The following is a 26,174-nucleotide window of genomic DNA, read 5'->3' on the forward strand; positions in this document are numbered from 1 at the left end:
TCTCTTCCATAGAATCCTCCTTTCAGTCGAATCATAGCGCTATGACAATTTACTTAGAATGGTATACCGCTGCTAATGACTCTGCACCTCTATCTTCCTCAGACATTTCATCAACAATCTCCTTAGTTAGTTTTACAGTGCCAATTCCCTCATAGGGTTCAACAGAATATCCTTTTTCTTTTAAAACAATCATTACATCCTGCATATCCTTCCAGGCTTTTGTTCCTTCTCCAAACTCAATAGTTACTTTGTTCAGCACTCTTAACCACTCCTTATTAAATAAAACTAAAAAGCCTACCATATATTTTGATAGACTTTTGATTTCTATTTAATTCACTTGTAATTTAATCCTTGCTCTCAACCCTGGTATTTTTAATGGATCAAGCTTCATTAATTCTTCTATAAACACATATTCTTTTTCCAGGAGTACTTCAGCTGCATCGATTGGGTACTCTTGATCTCCATCATCTAAAACAATTCTTTTATTTTCAGAATAAAAAAGGAATCCATAAGTATAATCCTCATGAATTCCTTCATTGCAAATTGACATTATTAACCCCCTTACCTATCTCCATCCACTAAGTGTATTTTCTATTTTATCTTTATATTCTTTATCAAAGACACGATGCTTTACAAAAGAATCTGATGAATCATATTTAAAAGCTTCATTATTAAAGACCTTAAAATCATATAAAATTTTACATTTAATATCCTTCCACTTATAAATACCCTGCTGAAAATATAACGCTATGGCATTACATACTTGTAAGAGCATGGCACGATGAAAATTTGCTAAGTCACTAGCTAACGCTGAATCATGCCCTCGAATGATAATTTGCTTCCATTTTACTTCTTCATCTTTCACCAACTTTATACCATAAGATATACCTACAAAACACTCACCATCCCTGCCCTTTTCTCTATCAGTAAAAACTTGAAGTGAGTATTTTCCTTCCTCATCATTACAGTGAATTAAGTCACAAATCTCTTCAAGATATTCATCCAATCTAACAGCCTGAGGAGGCAGTTCTATAGGTTTAATAATCACTCTTTTTTCTCTAATTTGTCTTAATAGATCTATTACTTTATTTTCAGATATAATTCGAACTTCATGCGGTATGTTTGTAGCCTTTGTTGAAAATCCTGCTATTTCATAAGCATTCATAATATTATCATAACTGTCTATAAGTACTCCTTGTACATATACACCAAATCTTTTGTTATCAGCTGACATGTTATGAATGCTCCTTTACGATCTTGTTAATTTTTACTGGTTCATACATTTCTAGTTCTTCATTTTCACTCTCTACTTCTTGGGTTTCAAAAATAAGACTATAATTCTCACCATTAACTTGCACTTTACAAGTTAAATCCTTTTCTATCCAAAAATCCTCCGTATCAGCGTGTAACTCTACTTCTACTTGTCCAAGTACATATTTTTGTATACCAAACATTTTGAAATATTTACTACTAATATTTAATTCTTTTTCAATCATCTTTTCTGCTATCTTTATGTTTTTTTGAGTTTGTTCTTCCTTTATAGCAAACATCTTATTGCCTTTATCCACATATTCATTAACACCAAATCCTATATAAACGAAAAAGCCAGCAACTAGTATACTTATGCTTATTATTTTAATTAACCCTCTTATTGATCTCTTGTTCTTCTTTGTTTGCGAATCCATGCTACTTACCTTCTCGTTTTTCTTGATTTGCTTGCTCTCTTTTTCGTTGCCATTCTTGCTTTTTATAAAACATTTTTATTGATTCTTCCCAATACGTATATTTACAATCTGTTTCTTTTATTTTCATATTTCTTCTCTCCCTTTAATTTATAAGCCAATGGATATAAAGAACTAGGCATACTAATATTAGAAAAACAATTCCTGAAATGATAATAATATTGACCATTTTAAGTTACTCCCTTACTAATTTTTCAATATTTTTAGGGGCATACATTTCAGTATTCGTTTTTTTATCAATTATTTTTTTGACATTAAAATACACTTTATACTTTCCATCATCCGTTTTGACATTACAATTCATGTCCTCTTCTACCCATTTTTGATTATTTAGTTCTTTGCCTTGTCTATTATCAAATAACTTAATATTTTTAATATCCTTATTTAGTTCCTTTGCAATTAACTCTTCTGCTATTTTAATATTTTCATAAGTTTGTAGGGATTTTACCTTATCCTCTTTTGCTTCATTAGTCATCCATGTATAAGACCATAAGAAAAACCATATCATCAGTGCAAATATGAGACACTCTATACTAAATATCATTTTTATTAGCTTCTTCATAGAATCACCTTACTCTTTCTTACCGCACTCTAGTTTTTTCATTGTCGCTGAACCCGATCCCGTACTGCTGGAGCTATATGTATATAGATAATTACAATCTTGTACCTTATCATGTAAAATGATTACTTCTTGTAAGGCTGTATTTCGAGGATCAGTTCCCCTTACGCCATCATCAACAATATGAGCTTCTAAAACTTCAATTCTTGATTCCTTATTTCGTTCTTTATTCGTAATCTTAATTTCGCCTAATTCATAATTCTCTTCGGTATTTGTAACTTCTTTATTTTCACTTGTAGCAGCCTTTTCTTTCTCCGCTGCCATAGTACCTGTATTAGTAGAATTCGAACAACCTACTAAGCTATATAGCGCCATAGCGTACGCTAAACTAATTAATGCTTTTTTCTTATTCATATCTCCATCCCCACTTCCCTAATTTCTTAAATTACCTTTCCTTTTGAGATTAATTACAAACAAAACATACTGATTACTACCTAATATGCTTTGTTTATAGCTAATCTTTACCAATAAAAAAGAGCAGCCAATTAAGGATCTGCTCTTTCTTTTACATTCTCTTATTTTATTAATCCTCAAGAAACCATTAATCACAACTTGGGCCGCTATCACCCATCGATGAAGAATCCGGTTGGGAACAATTATTATCATCCCCTGATGAATAAATTGAACTTCCTAATGCAACACCTAAAACAATATTATTAATGTCATTACTTTCCGTACTATTAGAAGAATGAGTAGATCCATTGTATGAACGTATTGGACTTCCTTTACCTCTAGTTTTATTAGTGTTCTGTTTACCCAAATTAGTAGAAACATTGTTATTTTGGTTAAATACTCGCTTCATCATATCTCTATCCCCTTTTTCATATCGATTTTTTTTATCCTTGCTATGATCAATTACATAAACGGGATTCTGATTTATATCATCTTTTTGTATATTAATTTTTGAAGTAGAATTCTTTTCTTTTTTATATCTCCTAATTTCTTTCTTTTTCTTCAAAATAGTTATAATTCCAATGATGTACCCTATCCAGAAAGCAGCACCAATAATATAATTAAAAATAATATCAACAAGAGTAGTTGGAAAACCCTCCCTATCTAGTACATTTTTCATCATTGGTTCTATTCCCCACTGTAATGCCAAAAACATAATACATCCTATAAATAAAGATATCCATATACCACAAATTTCTTCTTCCAGTTGACCTATCCTACGTTCATTTTCTGCTGCATTCAAAACATTCACCCTCTTACTAGCTTTTTATTAAGGCATTTGCTACCTGATAGCAAAAGAAGTTTTCACTAAGTACTTGAAACAAAGGATCTGACATCCATGCAGCATCTTCGTCTAACACGCCTTTTACGTTTAAAGCATCATTAAACTTCTGCATGACACCTTTCTCTTCATATAAGTTCTCTCCAACTTGAACGAACATTTCCCAACCTTTTTCATTAATTTTTATTGTGACTTCCTTGTTCATGATTTCCCCCCTCGTTTGCTACGGTTAGTATAGGATCTATTTTCTGAATACCAATTATATTTTTTTGAGAATCATACCTAAATGTGACCTTATAAATACCTGTATTAGTTGTTACTTTGTAATATTTTGTCTTTTCCTCTAAATAAATTTTTTCAGCTGGTATATTAAATTCACTTACTAACAATTCTTCCATTGTCTTGATATTATGTTCAATCTGTTTATTGTTTTTTTCTATACTTGTATTAATATCACTTCCAAGATTTTTAACAACTGTAATAGATATTAGAAATAAACTTACTAAAATAATATACTCCTGTTTTCCCCAAACCCTGTTCGGATTTATCGCTAAATACGTTATACCTGTAAGAAGTAAAACTATTAGAATAATATATACATAGGCAGGCATTAATTATTTCACACCTTTCCCATAACAGTTAGTACAGGTTACTTTAATACCAAACTCCTGCGTTTCATAACCAAATGAACTCTCTTTTATTATGTAATTTTTACCGAATATGAAACCTTTGCCCTGGCACTTCGTACATTTTCTAACTTTCTTCATTGCCCGTCTCCAACCATTTCCCCCAGGTTAAAAGTAAAATAAAGATTTCGTCATCAACTTTCACACTCACTTTTAATCCTGATTTCTCTAGATCATCAATTCTCCACTCTTATACTCAACTGACTATTAAAAAAAGAGCAGTCCCTTAAAGAGCTGCTCTTTTATCATCTTTATCTTTAGATTTTTTTACACTTTAGGATATAACGCTCTGCCCAAAATATCCTCAGCATTGTAAGTTTCTACAAGTTTTGTCCATGACTTATTTCCATAAGGATTATCTCTATAGTTTTTCTGTAAGATTCCTAAATTAAGAGGTAAATCCATTAACATACCTGCTGTCAATGGTAAAAACAATAAGTTTTTTACTAAAAATTTTGAGTGAAATTCTACATGATGATATTTCAGCTTCTCTGCAATCCATTCAGCTGTTTGTGGATCAAGTATTCTTTTATAAAGTACATAATGACAATTATCTAGAATAACATCATCTAATCTTAGTACATGCTGAACACTCAATGTGGTGCTAATTCTGTAACCACACCATGTTTGAAAAATGGTATGAAACTTAGGAGATGCATATTCTTCATATTCCATAAGGAAAAGATGTAATGATTTTTCTTGTCCCCACTTTATATCTTGCATTTCTTTTATTTCCATTAAGAATTCCATAACACGTTGACTATTCATTTCTTGATTTCCAAAAAATTCATTAGGGAAGATTACATGAATTAAAAGTTTTTCTTCTTTTTTTGCCATTAAATCATTATTTAGCTGCTTCAAAATATCTTCTTTTTCTAAATTATACGTTAGAATATGATATCCTTGTTTTTCTTTAAATGTATATACATTTGATATTTGATCTATTGGATCTATTACTACTAAATTCTTTTCTTCCTCTAGCAGAATGTTAGGTATTATAACAGAAAAATCTTTTCCTGTTCCTATACCACCTACAACAGCTGTGATTACATTCTCTTGCTCCTGAACTTCTTCCTTCACAATTTCAACAGCTTTTTCGACTTGACCAAACCTTACCATGCTAACACCTCCACTTTCTAATCAGCTTGTAATTAATCGATTAATTACAAACAAAACATACTGAAGATACTTAATATGCTTTGTTTATTGCTAATCTCGATACATAAAAAAGAGCAGCCACAAGAATCTGCTCTTTTTACATAAATTATTTAACTTGATAATCAATAAACATTACTTGATCACGAAACACTTCAAACTTTTCTACTTTACCATCAATACCCTCAAATCCATCTCTACTTTCTTGCATCTCTACTTCAAATATTGCATGTCCAACACCCTGAAAAAACTTATTATTAATAAATATACTCGCTTTCTCTATATTCTCCGCATTGACAATAGTCGATCTTCTTAAACCACTTACAAAATGAAATATTGCAACAATATTCATGACTTTCCCCCATTCAAATTGTGCAAAAAGAGTTTGCAAACAAAAAATAAATTCAGTCTAATAGCATGGTAATAACCATTTTTTCAATTCCCAGCCAGGTTAAAGTTGTTAAAACCAAAACCAACAACCACAAACAAGCATCTTTTACAGCTGCTTTGACGTTTTCCATTCTTACATTGTCTTTCCTGTAAGAATCATGATGAATGATAGCGATGCATCAAATAGCAAAATCATTAAAACCATAAAAGTTATCATAGCTGGAAATAACAGTTGATCTCGGCCAAACATATCCCCTTACCTCCCATTCCCCTACTTGATTGTGACAATAAAAAAGAGCAGAATCATTTAAATGATTCTGCTCTTCATTGTATGGAATTTAGTTTGTTTTTTCGTACTTACGAGTTTTACCTTCAGATATTTTTTTTAGGAACTCTTCTTTATCATCAGCTGCCTTAAATTCTTTTTGGAAATTCTCCCAATAGTTATTTGATGATAAATCTACCCTTTTAGTAGAAATTCCATTTTCAGTCGGTGAAACTAAATACTTTTCTCCACCATCGGCAAGTCGTAAAGGATCACTTTTACCAAACTTCTCTTTTAGTGAAATTGATAAAACAGCATATTTTCCAGCTTTAAATTCCGTTTCCTCTACTTTGTACAAAGCATATTCGTTAGGACGATCTTTACCACGATGCATCTTCCATTCATTTTCTTCAACTACTTCTATGAATGTTGATCCATCATTTTCTTTATACTTTTCACCCTTTTTAAATGCTAGTGAATTATCACTACAACCCGAAAGTATTGTGATTATAAAGACACATAAAACCGATAATAATTTCATGTTTTTAAACATGGTCTCTTCTCCCCATTCTATTGATAGTAACTATATTATTATATCATCATATCAACATGTGGGACCCTTTATTTTCATGGCGCTATAGCACAATGGATCTCACTTTAAATGTACAACCCAATGTGTTTTTCGAACCAATGTTATATTAATCACTGTAAATGTATAAATTGCATTTATACTATTACAAAAAATATTAACTTTTTTACCTAAGCTATAACGTTCATCTAAGTCAAATAAGCCAACGCTAATACTTTTACTCTTCAGGATTTTCCTTGCTTTTGCGTTAACATTCAGCTCACTCACCTCCAAACTCTACTACTATTTCGAGCTAAAGTTTCGTTATATAGTGAACAAATGACCTGTTGTGTATTATAGCGATAAAATTCCGATAAGACTTTAGCTGCTGAATCGAAAGTAATCATGTACTCAGTTAACCCAACTATATGAACCAATGGTATATTTGCGCTAATCAATAGATTAATACCAATATCCTTACAGCCAATTAATTGTTTTACTGCATCCATATACTTTTTAGTAAGACGATCAAATGCTGTAATAACTAAAACCAACATCTTTCCTGATCCTCTGCTTTCGCCTAATTGCTTCTTCGCTCTCTTCAAGGCTACAATACAATCAGTTTCACTATCATATTTATTAAAATTTAAATGGCAGGTCACTACTTCTTCGTGATCTAACATATCTACCATTTCTTTTTGAAACTCTAAACTTAAATCATATTCTCCTACAACTAAATATCCCGTAGGATATTTCCTTTTTGCTGTTATAACACCTGCAATTTTTTTTACATACCTTTCACGGTGTTCCTTTCCCATTTTTCTTACTCCCTTTAAATGCAGCTCGTATAATTTTTTTCACAAGCTACCTCTTATACAATTTAATATTTGATCAGCTTAATTCTACATAAAACTCTTTTCAATCCTAAAATGATTAAAAATTAAAGGTCTATATTTATACATTTGCAAATGCAAGAAGGAGATTCTTCATTTAACAAAAGTGACGATTAGTCTCGTTTCGTCCACTCGCTAAAGGTATGATTGTACAGTCAATCGCTCAGGAATAATCCGTCATGGCGCTATGATCTAACTATGATCTAATGTACAGCAAACCTTTAAGTAATTTGTAGAGCTTAATGCCCTACAAGATAGACCACCACTAGTTGCTATATTACAAGCGGTACTTATGACCCTAAGGGTTTATTCGTGTATTTCTTCTCCCTATTCACGAAATGGAGTGGCAAACAGTGGTCATGGCACTCCCCCAGCATCTATATGTAATTTTCAAAGGACAATCGGGATCACCTTAAAATAACAATGAGAAGATAATTATTTGATAGGATTAAATCCCCATAATACCAACTCTTGTCGATTCCAAAACTTTAGATGATCCCTGGTGCATTTAAATTTCATGCACAATTAAATGATCAAATATTGTATTATTAGCTAACTTGCTTTGATTTCTTGATAAATTTAACTTCCATCAATTTAGCATTCGTATTAGATTTCTTCGCGATTATAACGCCATAGCTGTTTCTTACACATTTGATGTACCTAAATATTCTTGCTAACGGAACTTCACGTTTTTGCATTGGATCATACAGATTGCCATTATCTAAAACGATATATTCTTGTCCTTGAAAAGTACTAATTGAATGTGCCTTTCTTACTAAAGCACCAGTATCCATTTCTTGTACAACTTTTAAACTATGTGTTTTTTTGCTAAATTCTTTTGCACGCATGAACATCTTCTCCAATCTTTAATTTTTATATTTAACAGCCGATTTTCTCAGGATCAGCTGTACATCTAACAACAAGTTTTTCAACTCAACCAAGAATCACATAACTCTTAAAACAAATTTCAAGGCGAGCATTATAAAATTTTCAATGCAGTCTACGGATAAAAAAACAAAAAAGGCGTAAACTAATGTACTTTAGTTTACGCCTTTTTCCTCATATCCGAAGAACCACTTCTTGAAGAATAACTGAATAAAATCAATAATATTTGCCAGTAAAATCGCGCAAGTATACCCTTGTATAAACACACGAAACAGTATAATATTATTGATGTTGCATCTAGTTATGCTTCATCAAAGTGGGCGGCCTTTCTAAAACACCTTGTTTGTTTTAAGAAGGTCGAAAGTAATAAGAGCGCCAACTCTTATTGCTTTCTGCCCATGTACTATGTAATTGTTAGTAGTTCGCTTGTTAGATGTTCTTACAAACAATCTATCACAAACAAGATTACAACTATTGAACAATATCGTCAATCCATATTTTCTTAAAAATTGTAACATCTAACCAAATTACATATCATAAATCTTCGGAAAATCCTATGTTATCAATACATCAGATAACTTGGATTTTTTTTTTGTAATTTTAAAAATACAAAAAAATTAAACGTAATTTCAGAACACTTGTTCTCATTTTAACACTAAATTCACATTTTGACGATAGTAAATTGTTTTATCCAAATATAGTTTATTAATTAAGATTCAGGTAACAATTATAGTTTGTGAATAATTCACAATGATTTCACGGATTTCGAATTCGATATTTAGGAAATATCCCTAAAAACAACGAATGCGATTGCCTCTATTGAGACAATCGCATTCAAATTATTTAAAGGTTACCCGATTCCACCACCGGGATCTCCCATTCTAACTAATAATTGTTCTGATTCTTTTTTCACTATATTGTTTGGTTGCTCTTTACTACCAGCAGCAGTATAAATAATTCCTGCCGCAAGAACTATACTTGTTAATACAAATAACAATTTCTTCATATAGCACCACCCTCATATATTATACCATTTTTATTAAATTCTACCACCATTTTTTTAGGGAATTTGCAATAGAACCTATTACCAGCGCATTCAAACAGCTCAATTGCCTTTTCAATTAAAGTAATATCATTTTTCGCTATCCCCAAATAGCAATATTGCATTGGAGTTAAAAACCCATTTTTCTTTTCTAAATCATTAAGAATAGTAACTGCATTTTTGTAATTCCCCTTAATGATCTCTAAGAAAGATTCCTCAGCAGGGTGATATATTTTGATTTTATCCAAATCTTTTTTATTAACTAGCTTAATAAATGCATATGTATTAAGAATCTCTTGTCGCCTTTGTTTCTCACGTTCAAAGTAATATGGCTCTAATTGTTCCAGGGACTCTTTTATATATTTAGATGCACTATCATAGCACTCAAAAGTAAACGACTCCGCTAAATATACGAGTGCTGATGCTCTTAAAAGATTAAAACAACTATTAGGATCTTCTAGTTCTAAAATCTCATGACATGTATATCTAAGATTATCAAGTTTGTCCTGAACCAAGTAAGCAAATGACAAACACTCTTTTATTCTGCCTAAATAAGCTGTTTTGATAAAACTATCGGATATATCTTCAACTTTTGGTAGTAAAACGTCAGCATATTCAAATAACGAGGTGTAAGTTTCTAAATCACACATAGTATAGCAAGTTAATATGCCATACATAATCTTCATTTCCTTTGTTTTAATAACCTTACTGCCTTTACGATCTTCAAGTTTATCTAACAATTCTTGTTTTGCAATGACACCGCTGCTGCGCTGCCATACCAATTCATACACATATGCCCATTCTCGATTCATCGCAAGAGCTGAATTCTTTTCCTGATCTACAATAAATTTCAACAGCAGTAGATCACCAGTAGCATTTGCATACTCCATAGCAATTCTAAGATTCTTTTTACTTGTTGTAACTGAACAAAAAGCACATAACATCTTACGCTTTTTGTTAATGTCATTCTCGTATAATATGTCCAGTAACTTAATTAACTTCCAAAATCCAAATTGATTTTTTCCTGATAAATTCTTCGAAAATGTTCCAGGAGTAATGCCAATTTCTTTAGCAATGTCTTCCTGATTTCTCTTTTGAAAATCTATATCGTTAATAAGAGTACTTAAAAAACTGTTAAATAATTTTTTTGATTCTTCATCTTCTTTTTTGGCTTTATAATCCATAACTATTGCGCCCCTTCTGGAACAGAGACTTTTCGTTCCTATCATCGATTAATACGACATGTAACGTTAAAACTTCCCCCAAAATACCAATAGCGTAAATTCTGTATGTTTGTATATCGCTATGTAACTATTAGATTATCAAAAAAATTTATAAAATACATCACCATATTATACTATTTTTCCCATTGTTTTATTATGCAATTATGCATATATATGTTAATTAATAGATGCGTGACCCCAAAAATGAAGGTCACAGCATGTACTATCCACATAATTTACTAATTTTACATTACTTTAAAAGGTGGAGAATATTCTTATACTCATAAAGTGTTACATTTCAAGAAAAAAAGAATTAAGACCCTACTTCTTCAATTCCTTTTTTAACCGCTTATTAGCCTGGTATAAGAACGGTTTATTCTCATAAATTTGATGCTTGAAATAAGAATAACTGCCTTTTAAAACAGTAATTTGAAGCTTCTCAGACTGTAGTAATACCCAATACTTACTTTCATCAAGAACTACACCGGCCACACTTTTACCATTAGCAAAAAACACCGTAATTTGATCCCCTACAGAAAAAACATACTCCGTTGGCTTACTATAACCAGCTGCTTTCATTTCCTCTGTATAAAAATCATTTGTCTCTAATAATGCAGTATGTTCGTCATGTAAAATATATGATAAAGCACTCTTCATGATAGTGTAGAATTTACCCTTATCTGTTTTGATATACAGATAATAAGCTCCCTCAGACAATACAAATCCTTTCATACCTTTACCATCTTTAAACGCACAAGCTATCTTTTCCCCTATATCAAACACGAATGATGTTTTCTTATCTTCAACTGTATAATTCGGGGATCTTTCTTCAACCGACACAAACTCTTGATGCCTTATATATTTTATTTCTGCAAAGTTAACAGTTACCTGATAAGGATCATCGTCCCCCTCCACATCTAAAACACAATAATATTCCTCAATAGTTGAAACTTTTCCTTTTAACAAACTTTCATGACCAAGTAACTTAATCTCTACATTAGTCCCCCTCATAAATACATAAGAATGTCTATAACGTCCCTTTTTATCACGATCTACAGAATAATTTTTACCCATGTAGCACACCACCAATAGAATAGATTTCTAAAACAGTCTATATAATTTCACATACCATAAAGAGTACATAACCCTTAAGAACTTAAAATAGCCCCCTACCAAGAAGTAAATACTTAATTATTAAACGTATAACGCTATAGCTATCTGCCCGAAAGATGTATCGTAGATATAATTATGTATTGGCACAGTGGACAATTAAAAATTAACCAGCTGGTAGTCCTTCAATTAGGCTGTATGATGTCGTTTCTTCTGCCATAGCGCTATTGTTTTTTGCTTGTAGTAAGATATTACCCATTTGGGGAAACAGCTCGTTTAAATAGCTTAAATAACTCTCTCTTTTTTGTCCTTTTTCACGTAAAGCAAACGAAATCAACATGCCGATTGTTGAAAAACCTGTTTTTGCAGTTTTCCCTTTTCCTTCAACAGTCTTATATATTTTATTACTCTTTTTTAGGACAGTGTTTAGGGTGCTTCTAGGAATATTGATCGCTTCACATAGTTCTTTTTGTGTAAAGTATAGCACAGGTTTGTTTTTTGAATTCATTGACAGGAAAGCAATAATATCCGCTTCCCACTCATGCCAATGAGAACGTACTCGATCTTCACGTTGCTTTTTATGTTTTCTCCAAAATGCAGCTGGTGATCTAAACGAATTAACTTGTCCAGGTGTCGCATATGTTTGAAGTAGACGATCAATGTAATCCTTATGAGCAGCCTGGTACTTTCCTGAATATGCAGACATGACAATCCCTCTAACCTCAACATGATCTAAAGGTTGTTCCAGGTTACTATTAAACTGATCCATCATATCTAGTGTTTCTTTAATTGTTATTTTACTTTGGTAACATGCTAATGAAAGAGTGAAAATTGCATTATTACGCCCTGCTTTTGTTTGTTGTGGCGCTATGTTCGTACAATTTATAACTTGCTTAAACCACGCTTCTTCTACCTGTTTTGGCTGCTCTACAGGTTTGTTTTTAGAAAATGGAGTTTCAATTACGTTATTTTCACCTGGAATTGCGAAAAGTTCTTTGCCTTTGTTATCATCTTGTCTCTTACTCCAATCCTGCAGCTCCTTGAAAGAATATACATTTTCCTCAAAGAACATAATAATATTCTCTTCTGAAGGCATTCTGAAGAAGCCAAAGTGATTACATGTTAAATCTACTTGTGGTAGGCTTTCAGCAAACATTTCTCTCAAGTTTTGAGAGATTCTTTTTGCTGATTTAATAGCAATATAGTTCTTTTTATTTGTTACATATACAGCTTTATCTAACACATAATATACTTGGTAACCCTTTGTAGTTTGAAGGATCATGGTCGGCACACCAAAACCAGCATTTAACGCAACATCATTGATTGCTGTCATTGGGAATGACTTTGAATCGATGTCAATCACAAAACAATTGATTTGTTGTAGGTTTTTTTCAGTGTGGCCAACAATAGTACGAAGACCATTTTCACTATATGTACCAAAATTATATACATTAGGAGTCCAGTGAGAAGCTTGTCCAACATGATCCAGTGTAGCTTCCTCAGATGTTAACACTACTCCTCTTGTACCAAAAGGTGCGCTTAAATCAGCTTTTTTACGAGTGATAAAAATAGATCCTTTTTTATTCTTCTTACCATTCAGCATTTTGTCTTCAAACTTCTCTTGTTTTGTAATTGATACTAGAGCAGCTTTTGAGTTTTTAGATTTATATTTTCGTAAACCTTTATGAAGTATAAGATTAATAGCTTTCTGTACTGTATTCACGTTGGATCTCCTTTCTACTAGATTTAAGACAATAAAAAAAGGTGAGCAGTTATATCACTGCTCACCTAAATAAATAGACTTCCCGAATTGTAGAAAAAGGTAGAAAAAACCATGATTAAATACGCTTATAGATGCACTTAAATAGGGGTTTCTATCTTTACAAATCTACACTAATTAACTATACTAATAGGAGATATTTCATATCTCAATAGCATAGTTAATTAGAACGGTTTGGGAAGTTTACTAACTGAGTGTGCAGTTACGTAAATGGAATACAAGATGTTTCCAGCAAATTGTATTCACCAAGAAGTAGAAATGTTTCCAGCAGATCTACTTCCTCTGTCCTTGAGATTTCCAGTCTCATAGACAGCCGTTCTTTTTTTATTTGTTTTTGTGTTTATGTGTCTTATATATCCTACAAATTCTTCCGAATTTTTTATGTATATTATCAAACTAAATCGAATTGCGTTGAGAAAACTTGTTGTCTATAACGTTACAACAAGTTTTTTTGTTTGTAAATAACTATCTATATTGCAACATTCTACACTTTTTAAAAATGAAGATTCACTTTTATATTTTTATACTTTTATAATATTATAAAATTGTCTTTTTTAAAAGTTATAATGTATATTATTTTATATTTTTATACTTTTATAATAGTATAAAAGCACTATATTTATTAAAGAATACCATGAAAACGTTGTTGTTATAACGTTTCATAAATATCGATCTATGAGTCTATTGTATCTTCTGAAAAAAACTCATTTTTTTATAAAAGTATAAAAGTATACTTTTATACTTTACTTCCTTGTATGTATGCTGTAAAATGAAAGTATAAAAGTATAAAAGTATAAAAAACTTTTTTTTACGAGGTGACGGAAAATGAAGAAAGAAAAATGTACAGTTGTTACAACTGGGAATTTTAAGGGTGGAGTTGGAAAAACTACTAATGCAGTAATGCTAGCTTATACACTTGCAAACCAAGGCAAAAAAACTTTATTAGTAGACTTAGATCCACAAGCAAATGCTACCGATCTACTATTTAATACAATGAAGAAAATACATTCAATCGAACCTGAATTTAAGAAAACTCTAGCAATGGCTCTTATAGATGAAAATTTAGAAAGTGCTTTAATTAATGCATTACCAAACTTGGACTTACTACCTTCATATGAAGACTTGCAAACATACGAAAAGTTCCTTTTCAGAAATTTCGATGATGATTATTCACAGGATACATATTTCGCGAAGCAGCTAAGTGTAATTAAAGAAAACTATGATTATATTTTAATTGACGTTCCACCACAATTAAATAAATTTGCAGATAGCGCACTAGTTGCAAGTGATTATGTTATGGTAATATTACAAACGCAAGAAAGGTCTCTAAAAGGCGCTCAAAAATACATTGAACATGTTTTTTCACTAGCAGATGATTATGAACTTCCATTAGAAATAGTCGGGGCATTACCTGTATTAATGCAAAACGGGAATGAGATTGATAAGGACATCCTTCAGGAAGCAGAAGAGATTTTCGGTAAACCAAATATATTTAATACTATCATTAAACAGATGGCCCGCTTAAAAAGGTTCGATAGAACAGGAATCACCTATAACATGAAGGATATACATGATAAAAACGTTCATAATGTATATCAAGAAATCGCAAGCGAGCTCGAAGAAAGAATCGGAATCTTGGAAGGAATGAAATAAGTAAATGGATAACAATATTAATACAAACCAAATTGGTATGCGAAGACAGATGCAAGAGAAAAAAGAAGCGGAAAAAAGAGAGAAGAAAACAGAGGGATCTGAAAATTTTACGCCTGAACAAAAAGAAGAGCAAGAACGTAGTTTCCCCGAAAAAGGAAAACTCTTCGAAAAACCTAAGAGAAAACTTACTACAAAAGATCTACCAAAATCTGTAAGACTTTCTATAGAAACACATACTGCAATAGCAACTCTCGGTACAATTGAGGATATGAAAATTTATGAAGTGATAAACATGCTAGTTGAGGAGAAAGTTGAATCATTACCTTTAGCAAAACAAAAGATCATAAAAAACACTGTTAAACAAGCACTTGAACTAAAGAAGAACAAAGAATAGGTATAAAATTAATTTTTATACCTTTCTAAATAAACTGGTTTATACTTTTATAAAAGTATAATATTATAAAAGTATAAACCATCTATACATACTCAGAAGGAATTAAAAAATACACTCTCTGAATATACTACTCAAGTTGTTCAATAATCATTATATCCATGTCGTAATAAAACTACTCATCTACTGAAAGTTTAAATTAAAGATAAACATACACTCATTTATAATTTTATAAAAGTATAAATGTATAAATGTATAAATGTATAAATGTATAAATGATAAGGAAGGAGCGGTAACCATGCGAACCCTTAGTATTATAGGTTTAGTTGTCATTGTTTTAGTATTTTTAAATGTAATTTCTCTACATACAATCGGGACATTATCACTCATAATCGGTCTTTTAATAGCGCTCTTAATCGGTGCTTACTTCCTATATTATATAGTTCTTAGCTTCCTGGCACTATTTACTACTATAGTTGGAGTTATCATGGTTATCTGCTTAATTTCTTATACTTTTCTACTCTAATGTATTTAACCCCTTGGAGGATCTATATGAATCTTACTGAAGAATTAAAGACCATTATAAGATGCAAAAAGTTATTATCTGAAGCTTATTCAGTTGGAGGAGGTGAGGAAATTGAGTTTATTCGTAAAAGTCATATCTATATATATCCCATGACTATATAGCGCTATAGCTCTTGAGAAAGGAGAACACGCATGACAATACCAAAGAGAAAACAAATTATAGAAGCTACTATTAATGCCCAGGCATCTCAAAACTATCAAGATTGCCAAGAATGGATCAATGAGACCCTACGAATAATGGCTAAAGGTACAAAACACGAAAAAGATGTAAATTGGGCTTTAGAAGTATGTAATATCTATAAAAGTTTATGGATAAATCAAAGTACACATACAAAAGGAGAAATGCAAAATGAACTACACTAAAACTACTATAACTGAAGAGAATATTGAAATGTTAAAAACATTGTCCCATCCAATCCGTGTTGAAATTATAACTATTCTTATGAAACATAACACATTGAATGTTTCAGAACTCGTTAATAAATTACAAATACCACAATCAACAGTTTCACAGCATCTTTCTAAAATGAAAGGAAAAATAGTAGGTTGCGATAGAAAAGGTTTAGAGGTGTATTACCATATAAGTAACCCTATAGTCCCAAAGATCATTGAAATTTTACTACCTAACAATAAATAAATTGACTATGACAGGAGAATTAAAGTATGAACGTATTAATAGAAAATCAAAATTCAAATTATTTCTTTGATTTATTTTTCAAAAATCACCCTATAGAAAATGATGTGTTTGTTATTGAAGCAAACGATAAATATTTCTTTTTTGAACACGATACCGTTATTGATATGATTAAAAGTTTCGCACCAAAAGACCAGGATTACATTAGAAGACAGCTACAACTATACAATTACTTAAACCAGGATCTTAGAATCTGCTTAATGCAAATTGCATCTGACTACATAAGACGACTTATAGGAAACCATAAAAAAACAGACTGTAAGATCCTACCCCTACAATCTGTCATTCATTGCAATTAAAGAATATGGAAATCTCTAACGCAATATACGCAAATCAATTATACTATAATCCTATATAACTTGTAACTAAAATGGAGTCATAAAATGACTCCATTTTTTCCGTAGAACTCTATTATTTTAGGGGATATGTTCTATTAATAAATATGGAACAGTATGTCTATAAAATATCCGGAGGCTCCGGCATTTCTTTTTCTAATATTTCGTTGATAAGCCTCTCTAACTTATCTAAAGATGAAATATCAAGCTCTTCACTAATTTTAGGCATATAATTACCTTGGTCATCATTATATTCTGCTTCACCGTTTATATAACTAATTTCAAAATCCCCCTTGAGGTCAGCATTATAATAAACTGCTAGTTTCATTATACTAGTGCATCCCTCTTCTTCATCTATTTCAACCTTCGACTCCACATGTATACTTGTATTCAGTAGAATATTTTTAATCTCGAATATCTTTTCATATACATCTTCACAAGGTTCATCATAAGTCACTTCAATATCAGTTCTATAGTAAATTGCATCACGAATTCTTTCAAAACTATAAGAAACATGCTCTAAAAATAAGAAATAGATTTGGTCTTCACTCATAATCTCTATTCCTGCCTGTTCAGCAATAGACTGCTTATTTTGGCGCTGGACTTGTTTAAATTGTTCCATTTCATATATCTTTTTATATTCTAGAAATTCACTGTTTTTGTTATTTAAATCTTCCTCAAACTTCTCCTCTGCTTCAGTTATTATCCTTAATAATCCCTCCATACCTCTCTTGAATTTTTGATGTAACTTATCATCAATTAACTTATTATGAGCTACATGATTTCTATCCTTACTAAAGTTATCCCATTTACCACTAAATTCTCTTAATGAACAAGGAAATAATGGGGCAAAGAAATCCTCCCAAAAATCTATACTTACTTCCATTTGTCCTTCTAATAATTTAGTCAAATCATCCCCATGATTTTCAATTGATTTATCATTATTTATAATATCACTCATAATATATTCCAATTGTTTAAGAGCTGGAGTCATCACAAGATATTCAGGAAAAAGAGAATCAGATTTATTAAAAATTGTTTGTCCTTTCATCCTATATGTTTTAAACTTTAATATACTAGTCAAATCGTTAGTATCAATGGATAACAAATTTGCATGGACATTTTTAAATCTTGGCGCTTTCTCTCGATAACCACTAATTCTTTTTGAATACTTTTCAACTAAGTGACTAGGCATGAAACTCCACCAATCACCACCTAAATGGTGAGATAAAACAGTATTAATCAAACGTCTCAAACCATTTTCAACAGAATGAACATTTTTATATAGATCTTCAGCAAATTCTTCTGACTGATGGTCTGTAAGCCAAACACATTGCTTCCAATCTTCTATCATTAAATCTTTCAACTTTATTTTCAAAGCATGTAATTCTTTATCAGCATTTTCTTTAATTTTCGTTGAAATATCGATTTTTAGTTGATCGTATCCAAGTGGAGTCATAAACATAGTAAAATCAATAAAGTATTGTTTATCAGCTAAACTTAGTGAACAACTACGCTTAAATTCTTCATTACAATGAAATGATAACTCATTCGAATTTAAACTTTGTTGAACTTTACACATTAATTCATTTGTGTATTTATCTAATTCAAAATCATCCACTTTATGTTCAATCATTATAAATCTTATCAAGATCACTATCTCCCTTTTAAAAAATCAAATTATACTACCAAATAATTAACAAAAACTAGAAGTGTCTCATATTCCCCTATTATTTCTTAACTTCAGCCCACTTATAGTTAAATTCTCCACCAAAGTCATTTGTCACAATACCCTTTACAGAAGAACGTTGTAAATACGATCTGCCTTGCTGATAGAAAGGCGCTACAGCTCCATCTTCTAATAAGATTTTCTCTGCTTGTTTCATCGCTTCCCAACGTGCCTTTTCATCACCAGCAAAATCCATTTTCACTTTATGAATGAGTTCATCATATTGTTTATTTGAATATTTATCAAAGTTATATGTACTATCTGTCGTAAATAAATCTAAAAATGTAATAGGATCAGGAATATCTGGCCCCCATACATCTACACCTATGTCATAATCACTACTTAATAACAATTCAATTTGTTGTTTACGTGGCTGCGGTTTAACATTCACAGTTAATCCGTCCAAATTCTTTTCAAGCTCACCCTTTAAATACTCTGCATTTCTCTTTGCTAATGCATTGTCACTTGTTAGCAATTCTAATGTTACTTCTTCTTTCCCTAATTCTTGCTTGGCTTTTTTCCAATCTTCCTTCGCTGCAACCACATCATATTTCACTAAGTTCCCATTCTCTTTCCGGAAGTCTTTCCCGTCCGGTCCTTTTGCGAAATTAAGCGACACAATCCCTTCCGCTGGAAGCGAACCATTGTTTAGTACAGTTTCTGTAAAGGCCTTTTTATCAAACGACTTACTAATTGCCAATCTTGCATACTTATTTTTTAACACTTCGTTTTTTTGGTTCATACGCAAAAACTGCATAGTTACTTCAGAACGCTCTCTGAAGTCAGGGCTATTTCTATATTTGTCTACAAAATCTCCTGTAAGCCCTACACGATCTATTTGACCTGATTCATATAAATTAACTTCTGTTGACTTATCTTTTATAATATCAAAGTTGATTTCGTCTAATTTAACTGTTTTTTCATCCCAATAGCTTTTATTCTTCTTAAATTGAAAACCCTGCTCATGCTTCCAATTTTCTAAAGTAAATGCTCCATTATAAATTAACTGGTCTGCTTCTAGACCATATTGATTCCCTTTTGATTTAAAATACTTCTCGTTTATTGGTAAAAACGTTGGAAACGTTGTCAAATTTATAAAGTAAGGAACGGGTTGTTCTAATTGTACTTCTAATGTATTATCATTTATTGCTTTTACCCCTAGCTGATCTACAGGTAACTCTTTGCTGTTTATTTTTTTTGCATTCTTTATATCAAAAAATAAAAACGAGTATTCTGCCGCTGTATCAGGATTCACAGCTCTTTTCCAGGCAAAAACAAAATCTTCAGCTGTAACAGACGTACCATTTGACCATTTCGATTCTCTCAAGTGGAATGTGTACGTTTTTTTATCTTCACTTACTTCATAAGATTTCGCCACACCAGGAATTAATTTATTGTCTTTCCCTAGCATATACAGACCTTCAAACACATTACGCATTACATTCATTGATTCACTATCAGTTGCCTTTGTTACATCCATTGTTGGGATCTCCGCTATATACGGTAAATTAATGGATTGTTTTGTCTCTTTCTTGTCAGTTGCCTTTGCTGTATTTTTAGTTTCTTTCTCTCCACTACTACAAGCTGTCAGTAAAAAACTAGCACATAAAACAGAAGCAACAACCGATGTAACCTTTTTAAACATCTTATACTTTCTTCCTCTCTACATAACTACATATACGGTTCGTATCATCATTTTATCTATATATAGAATTTTAAAGGGTGTGAGAATAGAGTTTACCTCTCTCTAACGAATTCCAGTACCTTTTCTTATTATATATGTTAGATCTAAATAACAAACCTCTTATTACTTTACCATTAAAAACGTAGCACTTTAGAGATTATTGTGTCAATTACTAAAAATTTATTTTTAATATGGTATGTGAAATTATAAAAATAAAAAAGGATGCAGTAAGTAAATGATGCTGTATACATTTACTAGCTTAATGGTTATTAAATGGTAGTAAAACCATAAGGTTTTACTCTATTCTAAAATTTTTCGAGATAATATAGTAGTTAAAATTTCATAACTTTAGAATGCTTTTGTCGAAAACTGAAAATACTATCTTAGTTGAATATTTCTTGAGAGGTGATTATATGGCATGTTCTAACTCAACAACCACTTATCAAAGAGTAATTAGTTTTACAGCAGCAAACTTCAATTCAGAAGAAGCTGTAATTGCGATTATAAAAGCTATAGCAGAAGATATGGCCGAGAAAAGAAAACTGGTACAATTAGTTAAAGAAATTACAGACCGAATCAATAAACAAATCGACCAAGCATTTTTCGAGCAAAACGCTGCAGATTTAGAAGCACTTCAGGATTTAGTTTTCGACTATGCTAGATCTAATGAAACTGATACTGCATTATTAAATGATCTCCACTCTTTATCTCGAACCTTGTTTCGAAGGTTTGAGAATAATAATTCTATCGAGGGAATTCTCAGCACTATCCATGCAGGTATTTTATACATGCTGGTCTTAAAAGCAAAAAATAAGGCAGGAATTAATGAAGATGAGAATTTAAAAACTCGGGGCGAAGAAATTGGTAAGTTGATAAGAGAAAAAGCAGATATTTTATATGATTCAATAGCACCGGAAAAAACTCTCGGAGATTGTGGGTCTAGAGATTTCCAAGTTGTTCAAGAGCAATTTAGTTCTAAATTCGTTTTTAAAATTACAACCACATTAATAGATAGTTTTTATCCTGGTCATGGTAGATCCTATAGTACGACAAGAGACCTACCAGAAGATTCAAGAAGAATTAACCCAATGATGCCAGTACAGAAAATCTATGAGCTTATGGGAGATCCTGGTTTAGAACGTTGCAATATAGAACGTGCTTCAATTGCAGAATGTCGTCAACAGGAGGCCGATAGTCTAAGGGATAGTTATATAAGTCTTGCTGAATCTTTTGAACACATTAATTAGTCTATTGATCTGCCAATTAGTCACAGCTTTTTAGGGAAGCATGATGAGCCTAAAATCACATGCTTCTAAAATTTTCTAATAACTATATTGTCGTTTAAGATATGCTACAACCTCGTCTTGTAACATTTCATTCACTAGGTAAGTATTTGTTCGTTACCATAAACAAAATTCCCCTAAAGAAAATAGATAAATGAGCATTAACGTAAACACGAATAGCCCAGTATCAATTTAGGGCAACTGAACCAGGCAATTTCACATATGTATTGTTAACAATTTTAAAAACAATAATATCCCTATTGTGACATTTTTTCAAACACTTGATGTATATAGGCGCACCAGGCTATGTATGTGTTGATTATTCGTGACGATCTCCTGTTCCTTCTCGACTGAATACACTATGATCAGTAGCTTAACCAATCGAAATTTATGCATAAAAAAGTTTCATTTAACCGCATTATAATTATTCACAATTTTCTTTCGTTTTATACATCTAAATTTTAGATGCGGTAAGTTATGTGTAATTTGATAACACAAATACGTATTATTGTTTACAAATTCGCTTCTACCAATTCTTTTATAACTTGCAACTCTGCCTCTTGCCGGAATTCTTCTAACTTTGCAAAAATAGTTTCTTCCGTGAATTTTATTTCAGTGCCTTTCATTTCTTTCATCCACATTTGAAAAATATTAATAGAACGATTCCGTGTTTCTTCAAAAATATAATTTTTATTTTCTTCTAACAAATCATCAAACTCTCTTTCCCATTGCTCATCTAAAGATTTTTGAACCTTTCCAGGGGTTAGACCCAAATGTTCCAATAATCCAACGGCCTTATCACCTAAAATCAAACGCTCTATTCCATTAACTATTTCTTTTATTTCAGGATCTTTATCCATTTGTTTATATTTAATATTGATAACATCATTATCTTTCACCAAAATGCCCCCCTTCTTGATTAATAGTTCAACATACAAATGTAAATCTCCTATATTAGAATCCCTTTTCAAGATAAATTAAAAACGATCCACAAGAGAGTATTATATAATTTCTTCCTACAAATTCTGCACATTCCTTACCAAAGGTACTCATTTCCAAAACATCCACCATGACTTCTTTTTCAAACTAGCTGCCGCTATTTCTTTCTGTGCCGATACAATAGTACGTTTTGCTTCTTGTATCTCTCTGACCATCTTCATAAGATTATCGTCCCTTAACTCTAACCTTTTTTCTATCCTTTCTTCTCGTTCCTTCCGATCTTTCATATCTTCCTTTATTAATCTATTCCTTTCTTTAATGTCCTCTTCAATTAATTTATTCTTTTGATCTATACGATCACCTAGTCTCTTTTCCATTTCTAATAGATTTGCTTGCTGCAACTTATTAATTTCTTCTATCATAGCGCTATATTGTTGTTGAAATTGATATTGCATTTGATAAGGAACTGGATCTGATCCCTGGGACTCCTCTTTCTTATTAGCGATTCCAAATTGCTTTGCAATCATTTTCGCAGCTTTTTCTAAAGTCATACCATCTTGCTTACTCAATTCTACTAACTGTTCAATAAGTACAACGTCAAACTCTGTATATTCCCTTCTACCTCGACTATTCTTTCTTACATCATACCCTTCACGTTCAAGGACATCCGAATACTTTCTAAGTGTGCTGCCACTCACCCCTAAACGACTATAGACCTCACTGCTGGTATATACTATCTCTGCTTCTGACATAGCGCTACGCCACCTCCTATAAGGAGAATTCCATGTTAAAGGGTAAATACCTCTTAAAATTCATCGACGAAGCTCGTACGGTCTTTGCTAAGTTTTGTCGGAATAGGTAGATTGAGAATCCCACTAAATAGTCCGTGAAATTATTTATCTCAAAAAAGTTATATATTTAAAAAAAATTACCCTTAGAATCCAGGAGATGAATGATTATAATATGGTCTGTAAGCGATTCAGCTATTCTAAGGGAGGATATTATGATTATGAAAAAAACACAGGGAAGAAAGAAAAAATTAAATGTAAAGATTCGTTTTTGGGGTTTCAAACTTTTTGTTAAATATTCTGCTTAACAAAATATTTATATTCGAATTATATTTGTAAAACCTCTTCATAAAAGAACGTAGGTTCGTGTATAATAGGAACAAACGTTCTTTTACTTTAGGAGGAATCACGATGTATGACTATTCAATCCTACCGAATAGAATCATCTTATGTGTTGATTTACGCAGCTTTTATGCTTCAGTGAGTTGCATCAAAATGGGACTTGATCCCATGCATACAAAGTTGGCTGTAGTCGGCGATGTAAATAGAAATGGTTCAATCGTTCTTGCTGCAACACCCCCTTTAAAAGCGTTGGGTGTAAAAAAGATGGCAAGGCTTTACGAGATTCCTCGACGTAAAGATATTCTAGTTGTAAATCCAATTATGGGAACTTATATTAAATGCTCCAACTACATAACAAAACTAGCTTTACAATACGTTCCTATTGAGGATTTTCACCAATACAGCATCGATGAATTTTTCATGGATATTACCGATAGCATTCATTTATTCGCCAATGATCCGTACGAATTCGCCATGAAATTCAAACGTGAAATATACGACCATACAAGAATTGAATGCACGATTGGAATTGCTCCTAACCCATTATTGAGTAAGGTTGCTTTAGATATTGAAGCGAAGAAGAACAAAAATGGAATTACTTGTTGGAAGTACGAGGATGTACCTACAAAGCTATGGAGCATACGCCCCCTTAATAAGTTTTGGGGCATATCACATAAAACTGAAGAAAAGTTAAATCGAAAGGGAATACACTCTATTGGAGATCTAGCTCGCTATCCCCTTAAATACTTAAAGCAGAGCTTCGGCAAGATTGGAGAAGAATTACACTTACATAGTCACGGAATTGACTTTAGTCGTATCTCAGAAAAATATGTTCCTGCCACAACTTCTATTGGAAAAAGCCAAATTCTAATGCGTGATTATACAATTGAAGAATTTCCGATCATCCTGCTGGAGCATATTGAAGAGGTTTGTTATCGGCTTAGAAGACAAAATAAACTTGCTCAAACTGTTCATTTTTCTGTCGGTTATAGCAAAAGTTATACAGGCGGTATTAGAAAAACACATACTTTAAACCGGCCAACAAATTTAACGATGGATATTTATCATATATGTACATACTTTTTGCATCAACAATATACTGGCGAACCCATTCGCAGCATAAACATATCCTTAACAAACCTAATTCAAGAAGGGGAAGAACAAATCTCTCTTTTTGATAATGTTACGAAACGAGAACAAGAAGTGAAGTTAACAAAAGTAATGGATGAAATACGCACAAAGTTTGGGAAGAACAGTATTTTACGAGGGATTTCCTACACGCATAGCGCTACAACTAGACACAGAAATACACTAATAGGAGGCCACAAATCATGAATAACGCTAATATGCCAAAAGGAAGAGGAATGGTAAAATTCACCCCATTTGCAGCAATTCCTGAACAGTTTGCTGGAATACGTGAAATTATCAAGGAGAAAAACAAAGTAACTCGACCAATCTTAACAGATGAAGAAAAAGAACTAATTGAAAACACGTTGTTATGTTCCTTATTATCTGAAGAAGAAATACTAATTACATATTATGAAGATGGTTATTTGCTCTCTAGCTATATGACTGTTGTTGATATTGATCCACCAAATAGCGCTGTCATATGTACTGATGCTTTTTATAATAGGATGAAACTGCAATTTTATAATATAATAGATGCAAAATAGAATATATTTACGTCAGTACGTTTAAACCATTATAAAGGAGTGTAAACAATGCAAGAGGCTCAAGTAAGGAAGAACGCAGCAGGAGCAATTATTCATAACGATATAAATAATTATCCGTATTTAAATATACCAATGATTATTAATGAAAAAGATGGAATGATTTATGAAGTTCTAAGTGCTGGTTTTCACACTAATGATGCTGTAGCAATAATAACTACGGATGATTTTGCTACAACCAGGGTAACTGCGCCTGTTATAACAGTAAAAAACAATGATGGTAGTATTCAATTATATCGCTTACCTTTAGAACTAGAACATTGGGTACTTTCTTGTATGCGTGCTGCTTCAGTAGGAAAAAATCCGTTTCCCTGTAAAGTTGCATTCGGAATCATCGATACTAAATTTTATGTAGAATTTATATAAAAAAGGTCTGCTTATTCAGCAGACCTACCATCAATTATAGCTTTATATTTTTTTGCCTGTTTC

Annotated in this window: 34 protein-coding genes; 10 read left to right on the plus strand and 24 right to left on the minus strand. The window is 31.8% G+C overall.

Features of this window, described 5'->3' with window-relative positions; genetic code table 11:
• Positions 1 to 49 precede the first annotated feature (49 nt).
• The 20 genes from CN409_RS20980 to repS all read right to left on the minus strand — a co-directional run bounded on the left by CN409_RS20980 (position 50) and on the right by repS (position 13,535).
• A complete protein-coding gene (locus tag CN409_RS20980; protein ID WP_240518653.1) occupies positions 50 to 259 on the minus strand; it encodes a DUF8088 domain-containing protein in 210 nt (69 codons plus the stop codon).
• Positions 260 to 328: 69 nt separating this feature from the next.
• A complete protein-coding gene (locus tag CN409_RS20985; protein WP_098217831.1) occupies positions 329 to 550 on the minus strand; it encodes a hypothetical protein in 222 nt (73 codons plus the stop codon).
• A gap of 15 nt (positions 551 to 565) precedes the next feature.
• Entirely contained in the window at positions 566 to 1,234 is a 669-nt protein-coding gene (locus tag CN409_RS20990; RefSeq protein ID WP_098217832.1) for a hypothetical protein, read from the minus strand.
• Between the two features lies 1 nt (position 1,235).
• Positions 1,236 to 1,685, minus strand: coding sequence for a hypothetical protein (locus CN409_RS20995; RefSeq protein WP_098217834.1), 450 nt, complete (start codon positions 1,683 to 1,685; stop codon positions 1,236 to 1,238).
• Between the two features lies 1 nt (position 1,686).
• A complete protein-coding gene (locus CN409_RS32570) occupies positions 1,687 to 1,812 on the minus strand; it encodes a hypothetical protein (RefSeq protein WP_016083833.1) in 126 nt (41 codons plus the stop codon).
• Between the two features lie 105 nt (positions 1,813 to 1,917).
• Entirely contained in the window at positions 1,918 to 2,304 is a 387-nt protein-coding gene (locus CN409_RS21000) for a hypothetical protein (protein ID WP_086401591.1), read from the minus strand.
• A 9-nt stretch (positions 2,305 to 2,313) separates the two neighbouring features.
• Positions 2,314 to 2,715: a hypothetical protein gene (locus tag CN409_RS21005; protein WP_053513359.1), complete on the minus strand. Its 402-nt coding sequence runs from the start codon at positions 2,713 to 2,715 to the stop codon at positions 2,314 to 2,316.
• Between the two features lie 187 nt (positions 2,716 to 2,902).
• Positions 2,903 to 3,556, minus strand: a complete 654-nt coding sequence (locus CN409_RS21010) for a hypothetical protein (RefSeq protein WP_098217836.1) — start codon at positions 3,554 to 3,556, stop codon at positions 2,903 to 2,905.
• A gap of 16 nt (positions 3,557 to 3,572) precedes the next feature.
• Positions 3,573 to 3,800 (minus strand): hypothetical protein, encoded by a 228-nt coding sequence (locus CN409_RS21015; protein ID WP_001031663.1) that lies wholly within the window; start codon positions 3,798 to 3,800, stop codon positions 3,573 to 3,575.
• Positions 3,772 to 4,206 (minus strand): hypothetical protein, encoded by a 435-nt coding sequence (locus tag CN409_RS21020; RefSeq protein ID WP_098217838.1) that lies wholly within the window; start codon positions 4,204 to 4,206, stop codon positions 3,772 to 3,774. The genes CN409_RS21015 and CN409_RS21020 overlap by 29 nt, the downstream gene beginning before the upstream one ends.
• A gap of 342 nt (positions 4,207 to 4,548) precedes the next feature.
• Positions 4,549 to 5,400: a type IV secretory system conjugative DNA transfer family protein gene (locus tag CN409_RS21030; RefSeq protein ID WP_098217840.1), complete on the minus strand. Its 852-nt coding sequence runs from the start codon at positions 5,398 to 5,400 to the stop codon at positions 4,549 to 4,551.
• Positions 5,401 to 5,545: 145 nt separating this feature from the next.
• Complete coding sequence (locus CN409_RS21035) at positions 5,546 to 5,788, minus strand: hypothetical protein (protein WP_098217842.1); 243 nt, start codon at positions 5,786 to 5,788, stop codon at positions 5,546 to 5,548.
• A gap of 376 nt (positions 5,789 to 6,164) precedes the next feature.
• On the minus strand, positions 6,165 to 6,644 hold the full coding sequence (locus tag CN409_RS21040; RefSeq protein WP_098217844.1) for a DUF5512 family protein: 480 nt from the start codon (positions 6,642 to 6,644) through the stop codon (positions 6,165 to 6,167).
• 99 nt (positions 6,645 to 6,743) lie between these two features.
• Positions 6,744 to 6,947: a hypothetical protein gene (locus CN409_RS32405; RefSeq protein ID WP_140161642.1), complete on the minus strand. Its 204-nt coding sequence runs from the start codon at positions 6,945 to 6,947 to the stop codon at positions 6,744 to 6,746.
• Entirely contained in the window at positions 6,944 to 7,477 is a 534-nt protein-coding gene (locus CN409_RS21050; RefSeq protein WP_098217845.1) for a hypothetical protein, read from the minus strand. Before CN409_RS21050 ends, CN409_RS32405 begins: the two co-directional genes overlap by 4 nt.
• A gap of 623 nt (positions 7,478 to 8,100) precedes the next feature.
• Complete coding sequence (locus tag CN409_RS21055) at positions 8,101 to 8,400, minus strand: hypothetical protein (RefSeq protein ID WP_016083824.1); 300 nt, start codon at positions 8,398 to 8,400, stop codon at positions 8,101 to 8,103.
• Between the two features lie 887 nt (positions 8,401 to 9,287).
• Positions 9,288 to 9,443, minus strand: coding sequence for a hypothetical protein (locus tag CN409_RS31960; protein WP_016083823.1), 156 nt, complete (start codon positions 9,441 to 9,443; stop codon positions 9,288 to 9,290).
• Complete coding sequence (locus CN409_RS21060) at positions 9,440 to 10,663, minus strand: AimR family lysis-lysogeny pheromone receptor (protein ID WP_141527722.1); 1,224 nt, start codon at positions 10,661 to 10,663, stop codon at positions 9,440 to 9,442. The genes CN409_RS31960 and CN409_RS21060 overlap by 4 nt, the downstream gene beginning before the upstream one ends.
• Positions 10,664 to 11,023: 360 nt before the next feature.
• Positions 11,024 to 11,776, minus strand: coding sequence for a hypothetical protein (locus tag CN409_RS21065; RefSeq protein ID WP_141527723.1), 753 nt, complete (start codon positions 11,774 to 11,776; stop codon positions 11,024 to 11,026).
• A 202-nt stretch (positions 11,777 to 11,978) separates the two neighbouring features.
• Positions 11,979 to 13,535, minus strand: coding sequence for a replication initiation protein RepS (gene repS, locus CN409_RS21070; RefSeq protein WP_098217851.1), 1,557 nt, complete (start codon positions 13,533 to 13,535; stop codon positions 11,979 to 11,981).
• 882 nt (positions 13,536 to 14,417) lie between these two features.
• Between repS and CN409_RS21075 the strand changes: the two genes are divergently transcribed.
• The 6 genes from CN409_RS21075 (at position 14,418) to CN409_RS21105 (ending at position 17,214) form a co-directional block, all read left to right on the plus strand.
• Positions 14,418 to 15,245: a ParA family protein gene (locus CN409_RS21075; protein WP_098217853.1), complete on the plus strand. Its 828-nt coding sequence runs from the start codon at positions 14,418 to 14,420 to the stop codon at positions 15,243 to 15,245.
• 4 nt (positions 15,246 to 15,249) lie between these two features.
• A complete protein-coding gene (locus tag CN409_RS21080) occupies positions 15,250 to 15,639 on the plus strand; it encodes a CBS domain-containing protein (protein WP_098217855.1) in 390 nt (129 codons plus the stop codon).
• A 295-nt stretch (positions 15,640 to 15,934) separates the two neighbouring features.
• Positions 15,935 to 16,162, plus strand: coding sequence for a hypothetical protein (locus CN409_RS21085; protein ID WP_098217857.1), 228 nt, complete (start codon positions 15,935 to 15,937; stop codon positions 16,160 to 16,162).
• A 191-nt stretch (positions 16,163 to 16,353) separates the two neighbouring features.
• The gene (locus CN409_RS21095) at positions 16,354 to 16,584 is read left to right on the plus strand and encodes a hypothetical protein (RefSeq protein ID WP_098217858.1); all 231 of its coding nucleotides are present in this window, start codon (positions 16,354 to 16,356) and stop codon (positions 16,582 to 16,584) included.
• Positions 16,571 to 16,858, plus strand: coding sequence for an ArsR/SmtB family transcription factor (locus CN409_RS21100; RefSeq protein WP_098217860.1), 288 nt, complete (start codon positions 16,571 to 16,573; stop codon positions 16,856 to 16,858). Before CN409_RS21095 ends, CN409_RS21100 begins: the two co-directional genes overlap by 14 nt.
• A 26-nt stretch (positions 16,859 to 16,884) precedes the next feature.
• Complete coding sequence (locus CN409_RS21105; RefSeq protein WP_098217862.1) at positions 16,885 to 17,214, plus strand: hypothetical protein; 330 nt, start codon at positions 16,885 to 16,887, stop codon at positions 17,212 to 17,214.
• A gap of 157 nt (positions 17,215 to 17,371) precedes the next feature.
• On the opposite strand, the gene CN409_RS21110 is transcribed toward CN409_RS21105, so the two are convergent.
• Both CN409_RS21110 and CN409_RS21115 read right to left on the minus strand, forming a co-directional pair.
• Positions 17,372 to 18,901 (minus strand): hypothetical protein, encoded by a 1,530-nt coding sequence (locus CN409_RS21110; RefSeq protein ID WP_098217863.1) that lies wholly within the window; start codon positions 18,899 to 18,901, stop codon positions 17,372 to 17,374.
• A 79-nt stretch (positions 18,902 to 18,980) separates the two neighbouring features.
• Positions 18,981 to 20,624 (minus strand): peptide ABC transporter substrate-binding protein, encoded by a 1,644-nt coding sequence (locus tag CN409_RS21115; RefSeq protein ID WP_098217865.1) that lies wholly within the window; start codon positions 20,622 to 20,624, stop codon positions 18,981 to 18,983.
• Positions 20,625 to 21,076: 452 nt separating this feature from the next.
• Between CN409_RS21115 and CN409_RS21120 the strand changes: the two genes are divergently transcribed.
• Positions 21,077 to 21,910, plus strand: a complete 834-nt coding sequence (locus tag CN409_RS21120) for a hypothetical protein (protein WP_098217866.1) — start codon at positions 21,077 to 21,079, stop codon at positions 21,908 to 21,910.
• Between the two features lie 548 nt (positions 21,911 to 22,458).
• Here CN409_RS21120 and CN409_RS21125 read toward each other — a convergent pair.
• Together CN409_RS21125 and CN409_RS21130 are read right to left on the minus strand one after the other, a co-directional pair.
• Positions 22,459 to 22,845 carry a hypothetical protein gene (locus CN409_RS21125; protein WP_098217868.1) on the minus strand — a complete coding sequence of 129 codons (387 nt, stop codon included), beginning with the start codon at positions 22,843 to 22,845 and terminating at the stop codon, positions 22,459 to 22,461.
• A gap of 150 nt (positions 22,846 to 22,995) precedes the next feature.
• On the minus strand, positions 22,996 to 23,637 hold the full coding sequence (locus CN409_RS21130; RefSeq protein WP_141527724.1) for a DUF3967 domain-containing protein: 642 nt from the start codon (positions 23,635 to 23,637) through the stop codon (positions 22,996 to 22,998).
• Between the two features lie 447 nt (positions 23,638 to 24,084).
• Here CN409_RS21130 and CN409_RS21135 point away from each other — a divergent pair, with 447 nt between their 5' ends.
• Genes CN409_RS21135 through CN409_RS21145 form a run of 3 tightly spaced genes read left to right on the plus strand, consistent with a single transcriptional unit; the run spans position 24,085 to position 26,111 of the window.
• Complete coding sequence (locus CN409_RS21135) at positions 24,085 to 25,350, plus strand: Y-family DNA polymerase (RefSeq protein ID WP_098217872.1); 1,266 nt, start codon at positions 24,085 to 24,087, stop codon at positions 25,348 to 25,350.
• Entirely contained in the window at positions 25,347 to 25,688 is a 342-nt protein-coding gene (locus CN409_RS21140; RefSeq protein WP_098217873.1) for a YolD-like family protein, read from the plus strand. The genes CN409_RS21135 and CN409_RS21140 overlap by 4 nt, the downstream gene beginning before the upstream one ends.
• 48 nt (positions 25,689 to 25,736) lie before the next feature.
• Positions 25,737 to 26,111, plus strand: coding sequence for a hypothetical protein (locus CN409_RS21145; RefSeq protein ID WP_098217875.1), 375 nt, complete (start codon positions 25,737 to 25,739; stop codon positions 26,109 to 26,111).
• Positions 26,112 to 26,174 lie beyond the last annotated feature (63 nt).

Origin of the sequence: Bacillus sp. AFS012607, assembly GCF_002558005.1 — a bacterium.
Taxonomy (GTDB): domain Bacteria; phylum Bacillota; class Bacilli; order Bacillales; family Bacillaceae_G; genus Bacillus_A; species Bacillus_A thuringiensis_S.